The organism is Serratia liquefaciens, from assembly GCF_027594825.1.
Classification (GTDB): domain Bacteria; phylum Pseudomonadota; class Gammaproteobacteria; order Enterobacterales; family Enterobacteriaceae; genus Serratia; species Serratia liquefaciens_A.
In genome coordinates, this window is sequence record NZ_CP088930.1 from 2847611 (window position 1) to 2868173 (window position 20563).

General features: G+C 54.9%; 23 protein-coding genes. 12 read left to right on the plus strand and 11 right to left on the minus strand.

Going from position 1 to position 20563, the window contains the following annotated elements; genetic code table 11:
• Positions 1–21 precede the first annotated feature (21 nt).
• Positions 22–1035 carry a glycosyltransferase family 9 protein gene (locus tag LQ945_RS12925; protein ID WP_044554891.1) on the minus strand — a complete coding sequence of 338 codons (1014 nt, stop codon included), beginning with the start codon at positions 1033–1035 and terminating at the stop codon, positions 22–24.
• A gap of 125 nt (positions 1036–1160) precedes the next feature.
• On the opposite strand from LQ945_RS12925, the gene waaA reads away from it, so the two are divergent.
• From waaA to coaD, 3 genes are read left to right on the plus strand one after another with little or no spacing between them, the layout of a single operon-like run.
• A complete protein-coding gene (waaA, locus tag LQ945_RS12930) occupies positions 1161–2438 on the plus strand; it encodes a lipid IV(A) 3-deoxy-D-manno-octulosonic acid transferase (protein WP_048762411.1) in 1278 nt (425 codons plus the stop codon).
• Positions 2439–3212 carry a glycosyltransferase family 2 protein gene (locus LQ945_RS12935; RefSeq protein WP_270100918.1) on the plus strand — a complete coding sequence of 258 codons (774 nt, stop codon included), beginning with the start codon at positions 2439–2441 and terminating at the stop codon, positions 3210–3212.
• A gap of 3 nt (positions 3213–3215) precedes the next feature.
• Positions 3216–3701, plus strand: coding sequence for a pantetheine-phosphate adenylyltransferase (gene coaD, locus LQ945_RS12940; RefSeq protein ID WP_020837609.1), 486 nt, complete (start codon positions 3216–3218; stop codon positions 3699–3701).
• Here coaD and mutM read toward each other — a convergent pair whose 3' ends face one another.
• From mutM to radC, 4 genes are all read right to left on the minus strand, one after another.
• Positions 3702–4511 carry a bifunctional DNA-formamidopyrimidine glycosylase/DNA-(apurinic or apyrimidinic site) lyase gene (gene mutM, locus LQ945_RS12945; protein WP_270100919.1) on the minus strand — a complete coding sequence of 270 codons (810 nt, stop codon included), beginning with the start codon at positions 4509–4511 and terminating at the stop codon, positions 3702–3704.
• A gap of 79 nt (positions 4512–4590) precedes the next feature.
• Positions 4591–4758: a 50S ribosomal protein L33 gene (gene rpmG, locus LQ945_RS12950; RefSeq protein ID WP_002208990.1), complete on the minus strand. Its 168-nt coding sequence runs from the start codon at positions 4756–4758 to the stop codon at positions 4591–4593.
• A gap of 11 nt (positions 4759–4769) precedes the next feature.
• On the minus strand, positions 4770–5006 hold the full coding sequence (gene rpmB / locus LQ945_RS12955) for a 50S ribosomal protein L28 (protein WP_004931195.1): 237 nt from the start codon (positions 5004–5006) through the stop codon (positions 4770–4772).
• A gap of 263 nt (positions 5007–5269) precedes the next feature.
• Positions 5270–5953: a RadC family protein gene (gene radC, locus LQ945_RS12960; RefSeq protein WP_270102986.1), complete on the minus strand. Its 684-nt coding sequence runs from the start codon at positions 5951–5953 to the stop codon at positions 5270–5272.
• 179 nt (positions 5954–6132) lie between these two features.
• On the opposite strand from radC, the gene coaBC reads away from it, so the two are divergent.
• The 3 genes from coaBC to slmA all read left to right on the plus strand — a co-directional run bounded on the left by coaBC (position 6133) and on the right by slmA (position 8642).
• Complete coding sequence (gene coaBC, locus LQ945_RS12965) at positions 6133–7350, plus strand: bifunctional phosphopantothenoylcysteine decarboxylase/phosphopantothenate--cysteine ligase CoaBC (protein ID WP_270100920.1); 1218 nt, start codon at positions 6133–6135, stop codon at positions 7348–7350.
• Entirely contained in the window at positions 7328–7786 is a 459-nt protein-coding gene (gene dut / locus LQ945_RS12970) for a dUTP diphosphatase (RefSeq protein WP_046374864.1), read from the plus strand. The genes coaBC and dut overlap by 23 nt, the downstream gene beginning before the upstream one ends.
• A gap of 259 nt (positions 7787–8045) precedes the next feature.
• Complete coding sequence (gene slmA / locus LQ945_RS12975) at positions 8046–8642, plus strand: nucleoid occlusion factor SlmA (RefSeq protein ID WP_020837638.1); 597 nt, start codon at positions 8046–8048, stop codon at positions 8640–8642.
• 47 nt (positions 8643–8689) lie between these two features.
• On the opposite strand, the gene pyrE is transcribed toward slmA, so the two are convergent.
• Positions 8690–9331: an orotate phosphoribosyltransferase gene (gene pyrE / locus LQ945_RS12980; RefSeq protein ID WP_020837639.1), complete on the minus strand. Its 642-nt coding sequence runs from the start codon at positions 9329–9331 to the stop codon at positions 8690–8692.
• Between the two features lie 93 nt (positions 9332–9424).
• Entirely contained in the window at positions 9425–10141 is a 717-nt protein-coding gene (rph, locus tag LQ945_RS12985; RefSeq protein WP_012147518.1) for a ribonuclease PH, read from the minus strand.
• A gap of 126 nt (positions 10142–10267) precedes the next feature.
• Between rph and LQ945_RS12990 the strand changes: the two genes are divergently transcribed.
• Positions 10268–11131 (plus strand): YicC/YloC family endoribonuclease, encoded by an 864-nt coding sequence (locus LQ945_RS12990; RefSeq protein ID WP_044554883.1) that lies wholly within the window; start codon positions 10268–10270, stop codon positions 11129–11131.
• A 46-nt stretch (positions 11132–11177) separates the two neighbouring features.
• On the opposite strand, the gene LQ945_RS12995 is transcribed toward LQ945_RS12990, so the two are convergent.
• Both LQ945_RS12995 and LQ945_RS13000 read right to left on the minus strand, forming a co-directional pair.
• Complete coding sequence (locus tag LQ945_RS12995; protein WP_369982367.1) at positions 11178–11573, minus strand: hypothetical protein; 396 nt, start codon at positions 11571–11573, stop codon at positions 11178–11180.
• A 220-nt stretch (positions 11574–11793) separates the two neighbouring features.
• Positions 11794–12534, minus strand: coding sequence for an SDR family oxidoreductase (locus LQ945_RS13000; RefSeq protein ID WP_044554881.1), 741 nt, complete (start codon positions 12532–12534; stop codon positions 11794–11796).
• 336 nt (positions 12535–12870) lie between these two features.
• On the opposite strand from LQ945_RS13000, the gene LQ945_RS13005 reads away from it, so the two are divergent.
• Complete coding sequence (locus tag LQ945_RS13005) at positions 12871–14055, plus strand: NupC/NupG family nucleoside CNT transporter (RefSeq protein WP_270100921.1); 1185 nt, start codon at positions 12871–12873, stop codon at positions 14053–14055.
• Positions 14056–14086: 31 nt separating this feature from the next.
• On the opposite strand, the gene LQ945_RS13010 is transcribed toward LQ945_RS13005, so the two are convergent.
• On the minus strand, positions 14087–14521 hold the full coding sequence (locus tag LQ945_RS13010; RefSeq protein WP_269936068.1) for a DUF3574 domain-containing protein: 435 nt from the start codon (positions 14519–14521) through the stop codon (positions 14087–14089).
• 295 nt (positions 14522–14816) lie between these two features.
• Here LQ945_RS13010 and LQ945_RS13015 point away from each other — a divergent pair, with 295 nt between their 5' ends.
• Positions 14817–15434, plus strand: coding sequence for a trimeric intracellular cation channel family protein (locus LQ945_RS13015; RefSeq protein ID WP_044554879.1), 618 nt, complete (start codon positions 14817–14819; stop codon positions 15432–15434).
• A 62-nt stretch (positions 15435–15496) separates the two neighbouring features.
• Here the strand turns inward: LQ945_RS13015 and ligB are convergent, their stop codons facing one another.
• The gene (gene ligB, locus LQ945_RS13020) at positions 15497–17200 is read right to left on the minus strand and encodes an NAD-dependent DNA ligase LigB (RefSeq protein ID WP_270100922.1); all 1704 of its coding nucleotides are present in this window, start codon (positions 17198–17200) and stop codon (positions 15497–15499) included.
• 274 nt (positions 17201–17474) lie between these two features.
• On the opposite strand from ligB, the gene gmk reads away from it, so the two are divergent.
• The 3 genes from gmk to spoT are packed head-to-tail and all read left to right on the plus strand — an operon-like array spanning position 17475 to position 20562.
• Positions 17475–18098 carry a guanylate kinase gene (gene gmk, locus LQ945_RS13025; protein WP_041415115.1) on the plus strand — a complete coding sequence of 208 codons (624 nt, stop codon included), beginning with the start codon at positions 17475–17477 and terminating at the stop codon, positions 18096–18098.
• A 54-nt stretch (positions 18099–18152) separates the two neighbouring features.
• Positions 18153–18428, plus strand: a complete 276-nt coding sequence (rpoZ, locus tag LQ945_RS13030) for a DNA-directed RNA polymerase subunit omega (RefSeq protein ID WP_004953385.1) — start codon at positions 18153–18155, stop codon at positions 18426–18428.
• Between the two features lie 22 nt (positions 18429–18450).
• Positions 18451–20562, plus strand: coding sequence for a bifunctional GTP diphosphokinase/guanosine-3',5'-bis pyrophosphate 3'-pyrophosphohydrolase (gene spoT / locus LQ945_RS13035; RefSeq protein ID WP_020837653.1), 2112 nt, complete (start codon positions 18451–18453; stop codon positions 20560–20562).
• The last annotated feature ends 1 nt before the right edge of the window (position 20563 follow it).

A 20563-nucleotide genomic window follows, 5' to 3' on the forward strand; every position in this document is an offset into this window, starting at 1 on the left:
GAAACCCTGCCTTATTTTTAATTAATTAAACGCCTGTATTTTTTCCCAAACGTCATCAACGGGCACATCAATACAGTCACCCGATTCGGTCTGCAAAATGTGATAGCGGCCGGACCATGGGTGCCAGGATTCTTTATCCGTATCGCCAAAGAACACCACCATATTTTTATTCAATGCGGCGGCCAGATGCATCTGCCCACCATCGCTGCACAACACTCTGTCGCATAAATCAAAGCCGGCCAGCAATTCACGCACCGACGCCGTTGGGTACAGCGCCACACGCTCGTTCTGGCACAGCGCCAACAGCTGCTCTGCACGTTTCTGATCGCCAATATCATCCGGCGTCAGCGTGCCCTGAGGCGACCAAAAAATCAGGACTGCCGTGTTGGGTTCAGCAAGTAAGCGATTGATAATTTCGGCATAGCGCTCGATCGGCCAACGCCGCTTAGGACTGCGGCTACTGATATGAACGGCACAGATCCGTTCAACCGGCGGTAAGCAGGCCTGCAACCGCTGCGCTGCCTGCTGACGTTCTTCCGGTGTCAGAAACACCCGCACCGGCGGGATAGGGATAGGTTGTTCGGTAATGGCCGAGAGGTAGCTGAAGGTATGTTCTACCTGGTGTTTTCCGCTGAAATTCGCCTTGCGGAAAGGGTGATGAATATCAGGCGTGCCTAAATCTGCGCCAATGATATTGCTGACCCCGGCCATTTTTGCCAATCGCAGGCTGTACTTGCAGGGTACCGGATTGGCCAGGATGGCCGCGTCGAATTTTATTTTACGCAGCTGAAGGAAAATCATCAGCCGTTCGAAATAAACCCCCAGCGTGGTTTCATTTTTCGCCTTGTGCTTTGCTTTTTTATAGACAAAGACTTTTTCCAGATGTGGGTTGTTTTTAACGACATCCTGGCTAACTTTATTGATTAACAGATAAAGTTTGGCGTCCGGATAGGCAATTTTCACCCCCTCGATCAACGGAGTGGTACAAACAAGATCGCCAATATTGTCACGGCGAATAATTAAAATATTCTTCATTCCAAGCCTATCAGCGAAATCTCTCGCCTGTTGTCTGAAACTGACACCCAAGGTTACCAAATTAGCGCCTTTCCCTTCCAGTTATGGTACTATTCTGAATAACCCATATAAATGAAATTGATAGAATGTTGCTGCGTTTATATCAGGTACTACTCTACCTTATCCAACCCCTGATCTGGCTCCGCTTACTGTTGCGCAGCCGCAAAGCTCCAGCCTACCGTAAACGCTGGGCAGAACGCTATGGCTTCTGCGCCGGCAAAGTCGTGCCGGGCGGGATCATGCTGCATTCCGTCTCTGTGGGTGAAACGCTGGCCGCCATCCCCTTGGTCCGCGCACTACGCCACCGCTACCCCTATTTACCGATTACTGTGACCACGATGACACCGACAGGTTCAGAACGCGTGCAGTCCGCCTTTGGTAAAGACGTTCATCATGTTTATCTGCCTTACGATCTGCCTGGCTCGATGCGCCGCTTCCTGGATCAGGTGAATCCCAAGCTGGTCATCATCATGGAAACCGAGCTGTGGCCCAACCTGATTAACGCTCTGCACCAGCGCCAAATCCCGCTGGTGATCGCCAACGCCCGCCTCTCTGCCCGCTCAGCCGCCGGCTATAAAAAAATCGGCGGTTTTGTCCGTGATATGCTGCGCCGCATTACGCTGATCGCCGCGCAAAATCAGGAAGATGGCGAGCGCTTTATCGAACTGGGCCTGAAGCGCTCGCAGCTTACCGTCACTGGCAGTCTGAAATTCGATATTTCCGTCACCCCGGAGCTGGCCGCACGCGCGGTCACATTGCGCCGCCAATGGGCGCCGCGTCGCCCGGTGTGGATCGCCACCAGCACCCATGAAGGCGAAGAAAGCATTCTGCTGGCGGCGCACCGCAAACTGCTGGAAAAACATCCTGACCTGCTGCTGATCCTGGTGCCTCGTCATCCGGAGCGGTTTGCGACGGCCAAAGATCTGGTGCAGAAAGCCGGTTTCAGCTACACCCTGCGCAGCAGCGGTGAAATTCCTTCCGGCGGCACTCAGGTGGTGATCGGCGATACTATGGGCGAGCTGATGCTGCTGTACGGCATTGCCGATCTGGCCTTCGTTGGCGGCAGCCTGGTTGAACGCGGCGGGCATAATCCGCTGGAAGCCGCTGCACACGCCATTCCGGTGCTGATGGGGCCCCATACCTTCAACTTCAAGGACATTTGCGCCAAACTGTCGCAAGCCGAGGGGTTGATCACCGTGACCGACGAAGAATCACTGGTCAAAGAAGTGGCCACGCTGCTCACCGATGAAGATTATCGCCGCTATTACGGCCGCCACGCGGTCGAAGTGCTGTATCAAAATCAGGGAGCGCTGCAGCGCCTGCTGCAACTGTTGGAACCGCACCTGCCGCCACGGAGCCATTAAATGAGCGACCGTAAAAGCCTGTCGGTGGTGATTATCGCCAAGAACGAGGCCGGGCTGCTGCCGGATTGCCTGCACTCCGTTGCCTGGGCAGACGAAATCATCATGCTCGATTCTGGCAGCCAGGATGACAGCGTCGCCGTTGCCGAAAGTCTGGGTGCCAAAGTATTCACCCATACCGACTGGCAGGGCTTCGGCAAACAGCGGCAACTGGCTCAAAGTTACGCCAGCCACGACTATATTCTGATGATTGACGCCGACGAACGCGTTACGCCGGAATTGCGCCAGTCGATTGAACAAGCGCTGGTCACGCCGGATGAGAATAAGGTCTACAGCTGCGCACGCCGCAACCTGTTCCTGGGGCGTTTTATGCGCCACAGCGGCTGGTATCCCGATCGCGTCAACCGCCTGTATGCCAATCGGCGTTATCGCTATAACGACAATCTGGTGCACGAGTCGCTCAATACTGACGGGGCGAAAGTGGAGCCCCTTAGCGGCGATCTGCTGCACCTGACCTGCCGTGACTTTTTTGCCTTTCAACGCAAACAACTGCGTTATGCCGAAGAGTGGGCCATTCAACGCCACCAGGCAGGCAAGCGCTGCGGCTATCTGTCGATACTGACCCACACCCTTGGCGCCTTCTGCAAAACCTGGTTGTTGCGTGCCGGTTTTCTGGACGGTAAACAGGGGTTGCTGTTAGCCGTGGTCAACGCGCAATATACCTTCAATAAATATGCCGCACTCTGGGCATTGGGCCGCAACTTTTCAGAGAAGTGAATCATGACCCGTAAAGCCATTTATCCCGGTACTTTCGATCCCATGACTAACGGTCACCTGGACTTGGTGACTCGTGCATCTTTGATGTTCGATCACGTCATCCTGGCCATTGCCGCCAGCCCGAGCAAAAAGCCGCTGTTCACGCTGGATGAGCGCGTAGCCTTGGCCAGCCAGGTGACGTCGCACCTGGATAACGTGGAAGTGCTGGGGTTCAGTGAACTGATGGCGCACTTTGCCGCCCATCAGAATGCCAATATTCTGGTACGCGGCTTGCGTGCGGTATCTGATTTTGAATATGAATTGCAGTTGGCGAACATGAACCGCCATTTAATGCCGACATTAGAAAGCGTGTTCCTGATGCCTTCCGAAGAGTGGTCCTTCATCTCCTCCACCCTGGTGAAGGAAGTTGCACGGCACGGCGGCGATATCTCACCTTTCCTACCGGCCGTAGTCACTCAGGCATTGTTCGAAAAGCTCGCCGAACACTAATCAGCGCTGGCAGCGACGGCAGAAAAATGTGCTGCGCTGCCCGTGTTTGGCAGACTCAATCGGCGTGCCGCATGCGCGACAAGGCTCCCCCGCACGGCCGTACACCTGCAACTCCTGCGCGAAATAACCCGGTTTACCGTCTGACTGCAGGAAATCGCGCAGCGTGGTGCCCCCCTGTTCGATTGAACGCAGCAACACCGCCTTGATGGTCTCCGCCAATAACTCCGCCTCCGCTTTGCTCAGCGAGTCTGCTGGACGGTCTGGCAAGATCCCGGCGGTAAACAGCGATTCACTGGCGTAGATGTTGCCTACCCCGACCACCAGCTTGTTATCCATCAACCAGGGTTTGATCAGCGTGCGCTTGTTGCGTGACTTTTCGTACAGGTAAGCGCCGTTAAAGGCTTCGCTTAGCGGTTCCGGCCCCAGGTGCGCCAGCACGTTGCTGGCAGCCAGATCCTCGCACCATAGCCAGGCTCCAAAACGGCGGGGATCGGTATAGCGCAGGATCATGCCATTGCTGATCACCAAATCGACGTGGTCATGCTTGCCGGCCTCGGTTTCCTCAGCCAACATGCGCAGGCTGCCGGACATACCCAGATGAACGATAATCCAACCGTGGTCCAGCTCAATCAGCAGATACTTGGCACGGCGTTGCACGCTGCGCACCGGTTGGTCGCTCAGCGCCAGAATTTGCTCGGAAACCGGCCAGCGCAGACGGGCATTACGCACCACCGCATATTGAATGCTGTGGCCGACAAGATAAGGCTCAATCCCGCGTCGGCTGGTTTCAACTTCTGGTAATTCAGGCATCTGGCGCTCTCCCGTTGATTTCCTACCTTTATAAAACAAAAAACCCGGCCGAGGCCGGGTTTTTATTAATCCACTAAAATTATTTAATTTTAGCTTCTTTGTACAGTACGTGTTGACGGACAACTGGATCGAATTTCTTCAGTTCCAATTTTTCCGGCTTAGTACGCTTGTTCTTCGTGGTGGTATAGAAGTGACCAGTACCAGCAGAAGAAACCAGCTTGATCTTCTCGCGAACACCTTTAGCCATGATTCAGTTCCTTAATACTTCTCACCACGGGCACGCAGATCGGCCAAGACCGTCTCAATACCCTTCTTATCGATAACACGCATACCTTTAGCAGATACACGCAGAGTTACAAAGCGCTTCTCAGCCTCAACCCAAAAACGGTGTGAGTGCAGGTTCGGCAGAAAACGGCGTTTGGTCGCGTTCATTGCGTGGGAACGGTTGTTACCGCTCACCGGGCGCTTGCCAGTAACTTGGCAGACTCGGGACATGTCTATTCTCCAAAAATCAAATCAGCTCGAGCTTCGTATAGGGTATGGCCGCCTCGTCAGGCTTTTAGAGCCCATCTCAGCAAACTTCACACTGAGGAGACTCTCGTCATCAGGTCAGAAACCACACATCAGGTTAGAAACCTGCTGAGATAGGCTCTTGCGCCAAACCCAAGATTCTCAAAGGTGGCGTAGTATACGCTCTGAAGCGTAAGTGCTCAAGTCCCGAACAGCTAAAGATCCCATAAGGATCGCGAAAAAATCGCTTAAAGCCATCCGCGCTCGGCAAAAGAGACGCATTCACCCCGACCTATAACCAAATGATCGAGCACTCGGATCTCCAATAACAGGCAGGCATTAACCACTTGCTCAGTTATCAAACGGTCGGCGTGGCTGGGTTCAGCCTTACCCGAAGGATGATTATGCGCCAGAATAATGGCGGCCGCATTAGCCTTCAACGCTTCGCGCACAATTTCTCTCGGGTGTACGACGACGCTGCTGATGGTACCAGCAAACATCTCCTGATGGCGAATAACACGGTGCTGATTGTCTAAAAACAATACCAAAAACACTTCCCGCTCATGGTGCGCCAGCAAACTTTGCAGATAATGCTGGGTCATCCTGGGGTTGAGCATGGCATTTTCCTGTGCCAGATGGCTGGAAAAGAAGCGGAACGCCAGCTCCGAAATCGCCTGCAGTTGGGCATAACTGGAATTCCCCAGCCCTTTATGGCTGCAAAAAACCGAATGGTCTGCCGACATCAGGTGATACAGCGAGCCAAACTGCGCCAATAATTGCTCTGCCAGTTGCATAACGTGCACGCCGGGAAAGCCCGTGCGCAGAAAAATGGCCAGCAGTTCCGCGTCGGACAATGCCGCAGCCCCGTAATGCAACAATTTTTCCCGTGGCGCCAATGTGTCCTGCCACAGGGTGATTACCTGACTGCTCATCATCGCCCCCCAAAAACGCCACAGCATGCCACGCAGCGAAGCAGCCCACGACAGGTGTTTGATAACATTGCGAAGTGCTGCGCAAAGCACAATGTAACGCGTTGCAGGCGCAGCGGAATCACTCACCTGTCGGACGGTTATGCTAAAATGGCACATCTTTCGGATTCAATCGGACAATCATGATGACGGGACTTTCCGGCAAACATATTGTGCTTGGCATCAGTGGCGGTATCGCCGCATACAAATGCCCAGAACTGGTACGCCGCCTGCGTGACAGAGGCGCGGAAGTGCGTGTGATAATGACCGGCGCGGCGAAAGCCTTTATCACGCCGCTGACGCTGCAGGCCGTTTCCGGCTACCCGGTCTCGGACGATCTGCTGGATCCCGCCGCCGAAGCGGCCATGGGTCATATTGAGCTCGGTAAATGGGCGGACCTGGTGATTCTGGCCCCGGCCACCGCCGATTTGCTGGCGCGCGTCGCTGCCGGAATGGCCAACGACCTGCTGACCACCGTCTGCCTGGCCACGGCGGCACCGATCGCTGCCGCACCCGCCATGAATCAACAGATGTACCGCGCCGTCGCCACCCAGGCCAATCTGCAGACGCTGCAGGCGCGTGGCATGCTGCTATGGGGGCCTGACAGCGGCAGCCAAGCTTGTGGCGATGTCGGCCCAGGCCGCATGCTCGATCCGCTGGAAATCGTCGAACTGGCGAACAGCCATTTCTCCGCACCGCAAGATCTGAAACATTTAAAGATTATGCTCACCGCCGGCCCCACGCGCGAAGCGCTGGATCCGGTTCGTTTCATCAGCAACCACAGCTCCGGTAAAATGGGCTTTGCCATCGCCGCCGCCGCCGCCGCACGCGGTGCGCAGGTCACGCTGATCGCCGGGCCGGTCACCCTGCCAACGCCGCCGTCGGTCGACCGTGTAGATGTGATCAGCGCATTGGAAATGGAGCAGGCGGTCCAGCAAGGCGCCGGCCAACAGGATATTTTTATTTCCTGTGCCGCCGTGGCCGATTACCGTGCCGAGCAGATTTCTGATGAAAAAATAAAAAAACAGGGTGATGAAATCATCCTCAAAATGGTAAAAAACCCCGATATCGTTGCCAGTGTTGCCGCGATGACCAAAAATCGGCCTTTTGTCGTGGGGTTTGCTGCCGAAACCCAGAATGTGGAAGAATATGCGCGACAAAAACTGGCGCGTAAGAAACTGGATTTAATTTGCGCTAACGATGTATCGCTTGCAGAGCATGGGTTTAACAGTGACACCAATGCCTTGCACCTTTTTTGGCAGAATGGAGAAAAGCGCCTGCCGCTGAGCGACAAGGCACTCCTTGGCCAACGTTTAATAGACGAGATAGTCAGCCGTTATGATGAAAAAAATCGACGTTAAAATCCTCGACCCGCGCATCGGAAAGGATTTCCCTTTACCGACCTACGCCACCCCAGGTTCCGCAGGCCTTGATCTACGCGCCTGCCTGGACAGCGCCGTCGAGTTGGCGCCGGGTGAAACCACGCTGCTGCCAACGGGCCTGGCTATTCATATTGCCGACACCGATCTTGCCGCAGTGATCCTGCCGCGTTCCGGTCTGGGCCATAAACACGGTGTGGTGCTGGGCAATCTGGTCGGCCTGATCGACTCTGATTACCAGGGCCAACTGATGGTTTCCGTCTGGAACCGTGGTCAGAAATCCTTCACTATTGAGCCAGGTGAACGTATCGCGCAGATGGTGTTCGTGCCGGTCGTACAGGCCGAATTCAATCTGGTAGAAGAGTTCGACAGCAGCGAACGCGGTGCCGGTGGCTTTGGCCACTCAGGCCGCCACTAAGCGCTGCCCGAGACCTGACCGACGACAAGGATTGTCGCCTTAAATCTTGCTACCCCGGAGAGAAGGACAGCTCCATGGCAAGATTTGGCCGACTACGATTACAGCGCATACCAGGGCGCACGGAGAATACAGGTCGTTAAGGCCGCTGACCCCAGCATCGCAAAAAAGCTATCACATAAGCCGCACAGAGCTTTCTCTGCAACGGCCGGTGCCCGGGTTTCCGAAAGTCTAAGCAGTTTTAGCAAGGGTCTAATCAGACATGGCAGAAAAAGAAAATATCAAAAGGAATCGGCGCGAGGAAATACTGCAGGCATTAGCCCAGATGCTGGAGTCCAGCGACGGTAGCCAGCGTATTACCACCGCTAAACTTGCCGCTAACGTCGGAGTCTCCGAAGCTGCACTGTACCGGCACTTTCCCAGCAAAACACGGATGTTCGACAGCCTGATCGAGTTTATTGAGGACAGCCTGATAACGCGCATCAACCTGATTTTGCAGGATGAAAAAGAGACCTTTAATCGCCTGCGCCTGATTTTGCTGCTGGTATTGGGGTTCGCCGAACGCAACCCTGGCCTGACGCGAATCATGACCGGCCATGCGTTGATGTTTGAACAGGATCGACTGCAAGGCCGAATCAACCAGCTGTTTGAACGCATTGAAGCGCAATTGCGTCAGGTACTGAAAGAGCGAAAACTGCGGGAAGGCAAAGGCTTTATCGTGGACGAAACGCTGCTGGCAAGCCAGCTGCTGGCGTTCTGCGAGGGGATGCTGTCGCGCTACGTGCGATCTGAATTCCGCTATCGCCCAACCCAAGAGTTCGATGGCCGCTGGCCACTGCTGGCGGCACAGCTGCAATAACCCCGTTATCGGGCGCATTTAACGCGCCCGATAACCTAGATTCTGCGTTAAACCCCGTACTGCTCACGATAGGCGCGCACCGCCGCCAGATGATCCGCCATTTCTGGCTTTTCTTCGAGATAAACAATCAAATCCTTCAGCGTCACGATGGAAATCACCTTGCAGTGATAGTCACGCTCAACTTCCTGAATGGCTGAAATATCCGCACGACCGCGTTCTTGACGATCGAGTGAAATCAGCACGCCGGCCAACGTTGCGCCGCTGGCACCGATGATTTCCATGGATTCACGGATCGCCGTACCGGCAGTGATCACATCATCCACCAGCATTACGCGGCCCTGCAGCGGGCTGCCTACCAGCGTGCCGCCTTCGCCGTGGGTCTTGGCTTCCTTACGGTTAAAGCAGTAAGGCACGTCACGCTCATGGTGCTCTGCCAAAGCCACCGCCGTGGTGGTAGCAATCGGGATACCTTTGTAAGCAGGACCAAACAGCAGATCGAACTCGATACCGGAATCCATCAGAGCTTCGGCATAGAAACGCCCCAGCAGTGCGAGATCGCGCCCGGTATTAAACAGGCCGGCATTAAAGAAATACGGGCTGGTGCGGCCGGATTTCAGGGTGAACTCGCCGAATTTCAATACCTGCTTGTTAAGCGCGAACTCGATAAACTGGCGCTGATAGGCTTTCATTACTGCTTCTCCTCGTCTGGTCGGTTAGATCTGTTAATACTGCCGCCCGATCGCCGGGCGTAAAAAAGGCGACTCTTGAGTCGCCTTAAAAAATCAGTCTGCCAGCGCCGCTTTCTGCGCCTGGAAGATGGTATCGATGCCCCCTCGGGCCAGCGCCAATAGCGCCAACAGCTCATCGTGGCTGAACGGCTCGCCCTCGGCGGTGCCCTGCACCTCGATCATGCGGCCATCTTCCATCATCACCACGTTCATGTCGGTTTCTGCCGCAGAGTCCTCAACGTACTCCAAATCGCACAGCGCTTCGCCGTTAACGATACCGACGGAAACCGCCGCCACCAGCCCTTTCATCGGGTTGGCTTTCAGCTTGCCGTTGGCCACCAGCGCATTTAACGCATCGGCCAGCGCAACGCAGGCGCCGGAAATGGACGCGGTACGGGTACCGCCATCGGCCTGCAGTACGTCACAGTCGAGGGTGATAGTGAACTCACCGAGTTTTTTCAGATCTACCGCTGCACGGAGCGAACGGGCGATCAGGCGCTGGATCTCCAGCGTGCGGCCCCCTTGCTTGCCTTTGGCGGCCTCACGGGCGTTACGGCTGTGGGTGGAACGCGGCAGCATGCCGTACTCAGCGGTGATCCAACCCTGGCCCTGACCTTTCAGGAAGCGCGGCACACCCTCTTCTACCGTGGCGGTGCACAAAACTTTGGTATCGCCAAACTCAACCAGCACTGAGCCTTCTGCGTGTTTGGTATAATGACGGGTCAGTGTCAGTGGGCGAACTTGTTGTGGTGCTCTGCCTGCAGGACGCATGGGCTCTCTCCGGCTTCTTATCAACGATTGGCTGCGCATTATACGGGCTTCGTGACGTAATGCCTATCCTGCCCGCAGGTCCAACGCTATAATCGCTTCATCTTTTCCTATTACGGGTACGCATCAATGATCCGCAGCATGACCGCCTACGCTCGGCGAGAAATCAAGGGTGAATGGGGCAGCGCAGCTTGGGAGCTGCGTTCCGTTAACCAACGCTATCTGGAAACCTACATCCGTTTGCCGGAGCAATTCCGCAGCCTGGAGCCGGTGATCCGCGAACGCATTCGTGGTCGTTTGACCCGCGGCAAAGTGGAGTGCAACCTGCGCTTTGAGCTGGATCCGAGCGCGCAAAGCTCGATGATCCTGAACGAAAAACTGGCCAAGCAGCTGGTTGAAGCGGCCAACTGGGTAAAAATGCAGAGTGACGAAGGAGAAATCGATCCTATCGATGTCCTGCGTTGGCCTGGCGTGATGTCTGCTCAGGAGCAGGATCTGGACGCCATCAGCGCACAGCTGATGCAAGCGCTGGATGGCGCACTGGATGACTTCATTGTTGCTCGCGAAAGCGAAGGCACCGCACTGAAAGCGCTGATCGAACAGCGTCTGGAAGGCGTGAGCGCTGAAGTGGTCAAGGTTCGCGCCCAAATGCCCAACATTCTGCAATGGCAGCGTGAGCGTCTGGTCAGCAAACTGGAAGAAGCCCAGGTACAGCTGGAAAACACCCGCCTGGAGCAGGAGCTGGTGCTGATGGCGCAGCGTATTGACGTTGCCGAAGAGCTGGACCGCCTGGAAGCCCACGTAAAAGAAACGCACAACATCCTGAAGAAGAAAGAAGCCGTGGGCCGTCGCCTCGACTTTATGATGCAGGAGTTCAACCGCGAATCCAACACGCTGGCATCCAAGTCCATCAATGCCGAAGTGACCACTTCAGCCATCGAGCTGAAAGTGTTGATCGAGCAGATGCGCGAACAGATCCAGAACATCGAGTAACCGATTCATTCCTGGCTTAAGCCCGCGTTAGCGGGCTTTTTTATGGCTAGGCTCTGGGCAAACCCGCGGCTTGTTCCTCGGTAATCAACCCCATTTTTTGCAGTTGAACAGCAATCCCCCAGCTTGAACGTTCAAATTCGCGGCTCATCGCCTCCAGCGTCATACCCTCAGCATGGCTTTCCTGCAGCCGCTGTTTCTCTTCTTCGTCCCAGGGGAAATAGGATTTTGCCGGCCGTCCTTCGGAAATATTTTTCTGCCGTTTCTCCTCCGGCGTTAACTTGGTTTTTTTCTGGCGTTCAGCCTCACTCTGAAACTCTTCCGCCAGGGCGAACAAAAGACGAATGGCCTCTGGCGAACTGGCCATCGAGGCGGGTTTCAATAACTCGCCGGTATCAGGATTGACGCCATTCGCCAAAGCACGCAATTGGGTGCTGATATTCATCATCCCTCTCCTCATCCTGAGAAAATAGGCCACCTTGTGTGGTGGAAGGTCCGACAATTATCTTGCTGGGCAATCAAAAAACCAAAGGGTTCACTCAGCGCATTGCACAAACTGCGAGCCAGATTCCGGGCTTATTGCTGGCAGAGACAACAAACTGTTCACAGTTGCGAGGGGCTAAGCAGAAAGCCGCACCTGAAAAGGCGCGGCGTTGGTATGCGGCTTAATACAGCTCTTGGGTTGGCCGCAGAACAATTTCGTTGATATCCACCTCTGCCGGTTGCTCGATGGCATAAGCGATGGCACGGGCTACGGAATCCGCCGGGATGGCCTGTTGATAAAACTCCTCAACGAACTTCACGCTTTCCCGGTCCGAGGTACCAAGCTTCAGTTCGGAATCCACAGCGCCTGGGCAGATAATGGTGGTGCGAATATGTGCCCCCACCTCATAACGCAAACCTTCGGAGATAGCGCGTACCGCAAACTTGGTGCCGCTGTAAACGGCACCGCCCGGGCTAAGTACCTTTAAACCGGCGATGGAGGCGACATTGATAAAGTGACCACTCTGCTGTTGCTCGAACACCGGCAGCGCGGCGGCGATGCCATACAGCACGCCTTTGAGGTTGATATCGATCATCCGTTCCCATTCGTCGACCTGGGTGGCGCTCAGCGGGGCTATCGCCATCAACCCTGCGTTGTTCACCAACACATCAACACGTCCAAATTCCGTTATTGCGGCATCAACCATTGCCTCCACGTCGTTACGGCGAGTGACATCTACCGCTACCGCGAGCGCTTTGCCCCCGGCCGCGATGATTTCATTCGCCAATGTATCAAGACGCGTTTTGCGACGCGCCGCCAACACCAACGTTGCGCCACGAGCGGCGAGATGGCGAGCTGTCGCCTCGCCCAATCCGCTGCTGGCGCCGGTAATAATCACAACCTTGCCTGAAATCTGGTTCATACAGTTCTCCTCAGCAAGAAGGCAACAAAGCCTCCGTTATAGAACCGGATGTCGTGATGTGTCGTGAACCAAAAAATAACCCTGCGATTTATAAGCCATCGCAAAGCCTGAAGTATAGTACAGCCGTAAAAAACCGGGTCACAAGCGGCTCAGGCCGTGAAATTCGCGTTGAATTTATTTATGAAAAACTGCCGATAAGTGAGAGAGGATGACAATCGGCAACTTACCCGGCTTGCCGAAAGTATTTTGTTCTAATTATCACGTAATGTAATGAAAGGCCGGGAGAGCTGTGGCTAAATGTGTTTTTTCCTGCCCGTTTAGCCGTACGGACTCTTTATGCCGCAAATTCTGCAATTTATTTTTGCCCTGGTGGTGATCATCGCCCTGGCGCTGCTGGTCAGTAATGACCGCAAGAAAATCCGCCTTCGTTATATTATTCAGCTTTTAGTCATTGAAGGGGCACTCGCCTATTTCTTCCTGCATTCAGAAAGCGGTCTGAGCGTCATCAAGCACGTTGCCGGTTTCTTTGAAACGCTGCTGACCTACGCCGCACAGGGTTCCGACTTTGTGTTTGGCGGCATGAGCAAAGACGGGCTGGCGTTTATCTTCCTGGGCGTTTTATGCCCGATTATCTTTATTTCCGCGCTGATCGGTATTTTGCAGCATTTCCGCATTTTGCCGCTGATTATCCGTCTGGTCGGCACCCTGCTGTCCAAGGTTAACGGCATGGGCAAACTGGAATCTTTCAACGCCGTCAGCACGCTGGTGCTCGGCCAGTCTGAAAACTTTATCGCCTATAAGGGCATCATCGGCGATATCTCGCCGCGTCGCATGTACACCATGGCAGCTACCGCCATGTCGACGGTATCCATGTCCATCGTCGGTGCCTACATGTCGATGATCGATGCGCAATACGTGGTTGCCGCGCTGATCCTCAATATGTTCAGTACCTTTATCATATTGTCGATCATCAACCCTTATCAGTTAGACGATGAGCCCGAACTGAAACTGAGCAAGCTGCATGAAGACCAGAGCTTCTTTGAAATGCTGGGCGAGTACATTCTGGCGGGCTTCAAAATTGCGATGATTATCGCAGCCATGCTGATTGGTTTCATCGCGCTGATTTCAGCGGTAAACGCCCTGTTCTCCGCCGTGTTCGGCATCAGCTTCCAGCAAATCCTGGGCTATGTATTCTATCCGCTGGCCTGGCTGATCGGCATCCCGGCACCGGATGCGCTACGAGCGGGCAGCATTATGGCGACCAAACTGGTAGCCAATGAGTTTGTGGCAATGATCGAACTGAAGAAAATCGCTACGGAGCTGTCGCCGCGCGGCCTGGGCATTCTGTCGATATTCCTGGTGTCTTTCGCCAACTTTGCCTCGATCGGCATCGTCGCCGGGGCAATCAAAGGGCTCAACGAACAACAAGGTAATGTGGTTTCTCGTTTTGGTTTGAAGCTGGTCTATGGTTCCACGCTGGTGAGCCTGCTTTCGGCAGCCATCGCCGGACTGGTACTGTAAACGCTATCCCGGCCTGCGGGCCGGGAGCTTATCAGAACGCGACGCACACCGGCGCATCAACCCGCATCACGGAATCCTGTGCAAACTGTTGTTTATAGCTGCTGCGCAGTGCCTCAATATGGGTTTCACTTTCCTTGCCCGGTGCATGAATCAGCATCAACGCTTTGCTGTTTTCGCGTGCCAGCTTGCCGTCATTACCCAACCACTGTCCTTTGGCATCAAATACCGACAGCCCGTCTTTAAAACGCGGCGTCACTTGCCGATCCACAAAGCTCTGCCACTCGGCAGCACCGATCGCCGGCCCCGAAGGGCGATTAAGGCCAAAATAAAGCGTAGTTTGGATCATAGGATCGCCAACCTGACAGGTCGCCGGTTTTTGCGGCCCGGAGTTCTGAACCGGCGCAACGCAACCGCTCAACAGAATGGTCACAGCGACAGCCGTCGCCAGCAGGGAAGTGGGTTTCATTTTATCTTCATGTTCCTCAGTGAACGCCATCATCAGCCAGAGATCCCCCACCGCCAAGCGGCTTCGGGATCGAATCCAGAAAGCATAGTCAGCAATAGAAACCAATGCGAAATATCTAATGCTTTCTTGAATAAAATAAGGTTACAAAAGGCAATGGGTAAGCAAATAAAACAAAAAATGGATTAACTAAAGTAATCCGAATTGCCATCGGTTAGAAAAACTCAGTGGTGCTATGTCCTCGTGGCTATTACCCTTCCACCATGACACTCATTGCCGCCCACCCTGTGAATATCTTATGTTATTGAGCATTCTTTATATCATCGGTATTACTGCCGAAGCCATGACTGGCGCATTGGCTGCCGGCCGCCGCCAAATGGACATGTTTGGCGTCATTATCATTGCCTCTGCCACGGCGATCGGTGGCGGTTCGGTACGCGACATGTTGCTCGGGCATTTCCCCCTGGGGTGGGTCAAACATCCTGAATATATCGTTATCGTGGCTATTGCCGCAATCGTCACCACCTGGCTGGCGCCCTTGATGCGTCACCTGCGGCGTCTTTTTCTGGTGTTGGACGCCGTTGGGCTGATTGTATTTTCAATCATCGGTGCGCAGGTCGCGCTGGACATGGGCCACGGCGCCATCATTGCCGCGATTGCCGCCGTGATCACCGGCGTGTTCGGCGGCGTACTGCGCGATATGCTCTGCAACCGAATTCCGTTGGTATTCCAGAAAGAAATTTATGCCGGCATCTCCTTCGCCGCCGCCTGGCTGTACATCGGTCTGCAACACTTAAGCCTGCCACATAATATGGTGGTGATCATCACCTTGGTGGCCGGCCTCAGCGCCCGACTGATTGCTCTGCGCTTTCGGCTGGGTCTGCCGGTGTTTAACTATCAGCATCCGGACCACTAACAGGGGTCGCCGTAGCGGCAAAGGCAATCCCGTTGTTGATGGGCTCCAAGAGGAACATCACATCAAGGCGCGTTGGCAAAACCCGCAATCCCTTGTGAGCTCAGGGTGCTAACCAGCGCCAAAAATGGCGGATGTTGGAGAAATGCTGCAATCTGCCGGGCCCTCTTCGCACCAATACCAGCAATTTGCCGCCACGCCACCGGGGACATTTGCTGGACCTGATGCCAGTTTGTCAACGCCATCACTTGCTGCGGGGAGAGCGGTATACCTAAAGCGAGCAGCCAACGCGCGAACGGTTGCTGTCGCGCCTGCTGAAATTGCTGGTGAATGCTTTGCCCTCGCTTGCCGCCGATGCCGGGGGCAGCCATCAGTTGCTCCGGCGTCAGCAGCAACCAATCCAGCAAATGCTGCACTAACCCCTGATCAATCAGCGTCTGCCAGGTCGATTCACTGACGCTGTGCAAACTTAACCCCTGCGAGCCGCTCAACCACACCAACCGGGCAAGAAACTGCTGACGGCAATTCGGCCGCCAGCTGAAACAACTCAACGCGTGATAACGTTCAGCAGACGGCGCGCTGGGCAGCGACCTGTCCGTTCCACGCCAGACCACGTTATTGAGATGTGGAATGCCGTGTCCCATCAGGCTGATGGTTACCTGATCTCCAGGCACCACCGCCCACTGCCGCCAACGTGGCAGCGAGCCGAGGTTAACTCTTGTCACCCATTTATCGTCCATCCTGACCGGTTCAAGCCGCAGTACCACAGCAATTTTTCCGGTGCGACCAATATTGAAATCAATGCCATTGACCCTCGCCACCTGCTGCGCGGGCGGATACTTCCAGGCAACGGCCCAATCACCGGGTCTGGCTTGCCAGTAACGCCCCTGGGGTGAGTGCGCCTGATGGATCACTACACCATCAGTGACGAATGGCAAAGCGGCTTGATACCAGCGCTCTCGCCATTGCTGCACCTCCGCCAAGGATTTCACCGGCTGCGAAAAATCCTGGGCAAGAGGAAAACCCATGTCAGCAAGCTGGCGTAAACGCTGCGTCATCTCCTGCGGCCCGTTCGGCCAAGCCCAGACAAACAGGCCGATCTGCTGGAGTAGCGGCGAAGGCTTCTTTTTCATCAGCGCGCCGGCGACCTTGGCACGGGCGTTAATGCCGCCGCTGACCTTTTGTTGATGACCGGTCACCATCAGAAACAGCTCTCCCTGCAGAATCAACGTTGCCGGGGCACCCTTAATACTGACCGGCACCGCAGGAATAGTCCGCACTTTTTCCAGCCAGTTTTCGCCCTTCAGCCCGTTCCCTCGGCTGATCGCCGACGTCAGTTTTCCGTCGTGGTAAACCAGCGTGATGGCTACTCCGTCCACTTTGGGTTGAACCCAGAGATCGCTGCGGCCCTTTAGCCATTGGGCCACGGCGACAGGATCCGGCAATTTCCGCAACCCGGTATGCGCCACCGGATGCGGCACCTTGCCTTCAGGTAAAAGTGGGACTGAGCCCTCACCCGAAGCTGCCCCGGCACAACGCTGCCATAACCGCAGCTTTTCGCGCAGGCCGTCGTAGACATCATCCTCAATTAAACTGCTGCCCTGCTGGTAATAAGCTACGTCCCAGCGTTCAAGCTGGTTTTTTAAGGCGGTTATCTCCAGTTGCAGCCGCACCGGGCGCCACGCTGGGCAGGCTTGCGCCCAAACAGCCTCACTGCACAGCAAACCGACCAGCAGCATCATCCCTATCCTCATGAAACTTTTGCGCATCGCTCACCTCCCTGATAACCGGCAGTAAAGCCGGAAGAGGAAAGCACGACAATGGTCCATGAGGCGTTCTGCGCAGCGGCTCGATAAAGTCCGCTCACATTGCAGAAAACCATCAAAATTTAGCGATATGCTGCGCAAACATCCCCATTTAAGGTTTTTTCAGCATAAAGCGGCGGGCAAAATGCGAGCTAACGCTGCATCCGGTGCGTTAGCCGTGTATACTGTGCGGAGAAAATACACATCCGCTGTTATTGGCATATCAACGAATATCATCATGGCTCAAGGCACGCTTTATATTGTCTCTGCCCCTAGCGGCGCAGGGAAATCAAGTCTGATTCAGGCTTTGTTAAAGACGCAACCGCTGTACGACACGCAGGTTTCGGTTTCGCACACCACGCGCGACAGCCGCCCGGGTGAACAGCATGGCGATCATTATTTCTTCGTCTCAAAAGAAGAATTCTGCCGAATGATCGAGCAGGATGCGTTTCTTGAGCACGCCGAAGTGTTCGGCAACTATTACGGTACCTCACGCGCTGCCATTGAGCAGGTGTTGTCGACCGGGGTAGACGTTTTCCTGGATATCGACTGGCAGGGCGCGCAGCAAATTCGTGCCAAAATGCCCCAGGCGCGCAGCATCTTTATTTTGCCGCCGTCGAAGGAAGAACTTGGCCGCCGCCTGCGTGGGCGCGGGCAAGACTCTGACGAAGTGATTGCCAAACGCATGGCGCAAGCCGTGGCGGAAATGACGCACTACGCGGAGTATGACTATTTAATCGTGAACGATGATTTCGATCTGGCCCTGTCCGATCTGAAAACCATAATTCGCGCCGAACGCCTGCGTTTAGGCCGCCAATTACTGCGGCATGACGCTTTAATCAGCAAACTATTGGCAGACTGAAGACAGTTTCAGTATTATGCCCAGTCTTTTCGTCACCTGTGGAGTAGCACAAATATGGCACGCGTAACTGTTCAAGACGCTGTAGAGAAAATTGGTAACCGTTTTGACCTGGTGTTGGTCGCTGCTCGTCGGGCACGTCAAATCCAGACTGGCGGTAAAGATGCACTTGTTCCGGAAGAAAACGACAAGTACACCGTTATCGCGCTGCGCGAAATCGAAGAAGGCCTGATCACCAGCCAGATCCTCGATGTTCGCGATCGTCAGGAACAGCAAGAGCAGGAAGCCGCAGAAATTCAAGCGGTTACCGCGATTGCTGAAGGTCGTCGTTAATTAATTAGACTGCGAGCCTGCCTTGTACCTGTTTGAAAGCCTGAATCTGCTGATTCAACGTTACCTGCCTGAGGAGCAGATTAAGCGCCTCAAACAGGCATACCTCGTTGCACGTGATGCTCACGAGGGACAGACACGCTCCAGCGGTGAGCCCTACATTACTCACCCGGTTGCCGTGGCCTGCATTCTGGCGGAAATGCGTCTCGATCATGAGACGCTGATGGCAGCCCTGCTGCACGACGTCATCGAAGACACCCCGGCCACCTATCAGGATATGGAACAGCTGTTCGGCAAAAGCGTCGCCGAATTGGTTGAGGGCGTATCCAAGCTCGACAAGCTGAAATTCCAGGATAAAAAAGAAGCCCAGGCGGAAAACTTCCGCAAGATGATCATGGCGATGGTGCAGGATATCCGCGTCGTGTTGATCAAGCTGGCTGACCGCACGCACAACATGCGTACCTTAGGTTCGCTGCGCCCCGACAAACGGCGGCGTATTGCGCGTGAAACCCTGGAAATCTACAGCCCACTGGCCCATCGTCTGGGTATTCACCACCTGAAAACCGAGCTGGAAGAGCTGGGTTTTGAGGCGTTGTACCCAAACCGTTATCGCGTAATCAAAGAAGTGGTGAAAGCCGCGCGCGGTAATCGTAAAGAGATGATCCAGAAGATTCTCGCCGAAATCGAAGGGCGATTGACCGAAGCCGGCATCCCCTGCCGCGTCAGCGGGCGAGAAAAACACCTGTATTCCATTTACCTCAAGATGCACCTGAAAGAACAGCGCTTCCATTCGATTATGGATATCTATGCGTTCCGGGTGATCGTGAAAGAGGTGGACACCTGCTACCGCGTGCTGGGTCAGGCTCACAGCCTGTATAAACCGCGCCCGGGCAGGGTCAAAGACTATATCGCCATTCCCAAGGCCAACGGCTATCAATCGCTGCACACTTCACTTATCGGCCCGCATGGCGTCCCGGTAGAGGTGCAGATCCGTACCGAAGATATGGATCAGATGGCCGAAATGGGGGTCGCCGCGCACTGGGCTTATAAAGAAAAAGAACAGGGCGAAACCGGCACCACCGCGCAAATCCGAGCCCAGCGCTGGATGCAGAGCCTGCTGGAGCTGCAACAGAGCGCCGGCAGCTCGTTTGAATTTATTGAGAGCGTCAAATCCGATCTGTTCCCGGATGAGATTTACGTTTTCACCCCGGAAGGCCGCATCGTCGAACTGCCTGCGGGCGCCACCCCGGTCGATTTCGCCTACGCAGTGCATACCGATATCGGCCACGCCTGCGTTGGCGCACGGGTTGATCGTCAGCCATACCCGCTGTCGCAGTCACTGACCAGCGGCCAAACGGTCGAAATCATCACCGCTCCGGGCGCACGGCCAAACGCCGCCTGGCTGAACTTTGTCGTCAGCTCCAAAGCGCGCGCTAAAATTCGCCAGATGTTGAAAAACCTCAAGCGCGATGATTCAGTTGGCCTCGGCCGCCGTTTGTTGAATCATGCGTTGGGCGGCAGTCGCAAACTGGCCGAGATCCCACCGGAAAATATCCAACACGAGTTGGATCGTATGAAGCTGGCGACGCTGGACGATCTGCTGGCTGAAATCGGCCTGGGCAACGCCATGAGCGTCGTGGTCGCGAAAAACCTGCAGGGTGACCAGTCCAATCTGGGCACCTCTTCCGGCGTTCGTAACCTGGCGATCAAGGGCGCAGACGGCGTGCTGATCACCTTTGCCAAATGCTGCCGACCTATTCCGGGTGACCCGATTATCGCCCACGTCAGCCCAGGCAAAGGCCTGGTGATCCACCATGAATCCTGTCGCAATATCCGCGGCTACCAGAAAGAGCCTGAAAAGTTCATGGCGGTAGAATGGGATAAAGACATCGAGCAGGAATTCATTGCCGAGATCAAAGTGGACATGTTCAACCATCAGGGGGCGCTGGCCAACCTGACGGCAGCCATCAATGCGGCTGAGTCCAATATTCAAAGCCTGAATACCGAAGAGAAAGACGGCCGGGTTTATAGCGCCTTTATCCGCTTGACCACCCGCGATCGCATCCATCTGGCAAATATTATGCGTAAAATCCGTATCATGCCGGATGTCATTAAAGTTAACCGTAACCGAAATTAGC

Coding starts and splice junctions, on each gene's coding strand:
- radC (WP_270102986.1), bottom strand. CDS start 5,953: ATGAGCAGTCAGGTAATCACCCTGTGGCAGGACACATTGGCGCCACGG.
- LQ945_RS12990 (WP_044554883.1), top strand. CDS start 10,268: ATGATCCGCAGCATGACCGCCTACGCTCGGCGAGAAATCAAGGGTGAA.
- LQ945_RS12995 (WP_369982367.1), bottom strand. CDS start 11,573: ATGAATATCAGCACCCAATTGCGTGCTTTGGCGAATGGCGTCAATCCT.
- coaBC (WP_270100920.1), top strand. CDS start 6,133: ATGATGACGGGACTTTCCGGCAAACATATTGTGCTTGGCATCAGTGGC.
- LQ945_RS13015 (WP_044554879.1), top strand. CDS start 14,817: ATGTTATTGAGCATTCTTTATATCATCGGTATTACTGCCGAAGCCATG.
- dut (WP_046374864.1), top strand. CDS start 7,328: ATGATGAAAAAAATCGACGTTAAAATCCTCGACCCGCGCATCGGAAAG.
- pyrE (WP_020837639.1), bottom strand. CDS start 9,331: ATGAAAGCCTATCAGCGCCAGTTTATCGAGTTCGCGCTTAACAAGCAG.
- LQ945_RS13010 (WP_269936068.1), bottom strand. CDS start 14,521: ATGAAACCCACTTCCCTGCTGGCGACGGCTGTCGCTGTGACCATTCTG.
- ligB (WP_270100922.1), bottom strand. CDS start 17,200: ATGCGCAAAAGTTTCATGAGGATAGGGATGATGCTGCTGGTCGGTTTG.
- mutM (WP_270100919.1), bottom strand. CDS start 4,511: ATGCCTGAATTACCAGAAGTTGAAACCAGCCGACGCGGGATTGAGCCT.
- LQ945_RS12935 (WP_270100918.1), top strand. CDS start 2,439: ATGAGCGACCGTAAAAGCCTGTCGGTGGTGATTATCGCCAAGAACGAG.
- LQ945_RS13000 (WP_044554881.1), bottom strand. CDS start 12,534: ATGAACCAGATTTCAGGCAAGGTTGTGATTATTACCGGCGCCAGCAGC.
- rpmG (WP_002208990.1), bottom strand. CDS start 4,758: ATGGCTAAAGGTGTTCGCGAGAAGATCAAGCTGGTTTCTTCTGCTGGT.
- coaD (WP_020837609.1), top strand. CDS start 3,216: ATGACCCGTAAAGCCATTTATCCCGGTACTTTCGATCCCATGACTAAC.
- LQ945_RS13005 (WP_270100921.1), top strand. CDS start 12,871: ATGCCGCAAATTCTGCAATTTATTTTTGCCCTGGTGGTGATCATCGCC.
- LQ945_RS12925 (WP_044554891.1), bottom strand. CDS start 1,035: ATGAAGAATATTTTAATTATTCGCCGTGACAATATTGGCGATCTTGTT.
- rph (WP_012147518.1), bottom strand. CDS start 10,141: ATGCGTCCTGCAGGCAGAGCACCACAACAAGTTCGCCCACTGACACTG.
- rpoZ (WP_004953385.1), top strand. CDS start 18,153: ATGGCACGCGTAACTGTTCAAGACGCTGTAGAGAAAATTGGTAACCGT.
- slmA (WP_020837638.1), top strand. CDS start 8,046: ATGGCAGAAAAAGAAAATATCAAAAGGAATCGGCGCGAGGAAATACTG.
- waaA (WP_048762411.1), top strand. CDS start 1,161: ATGTTGCTGCGTTTATATCAGGTACTACTCTACCTTATCCAACCCCTG.
- rpmB (WP_004931195.1), bottom strand. CDS start 5,006: ATGTCCCGAGTCTGCCAAGTTACTGGCAAGCGCCCGGTGAGCGGTAAC.
- gmk (WP_041415115.1), top strand. CDS start 17,475: ATGGCTCAAGGCACGCTTTATATTGTCTCTGCCCCTAGCGGCGCAGGG.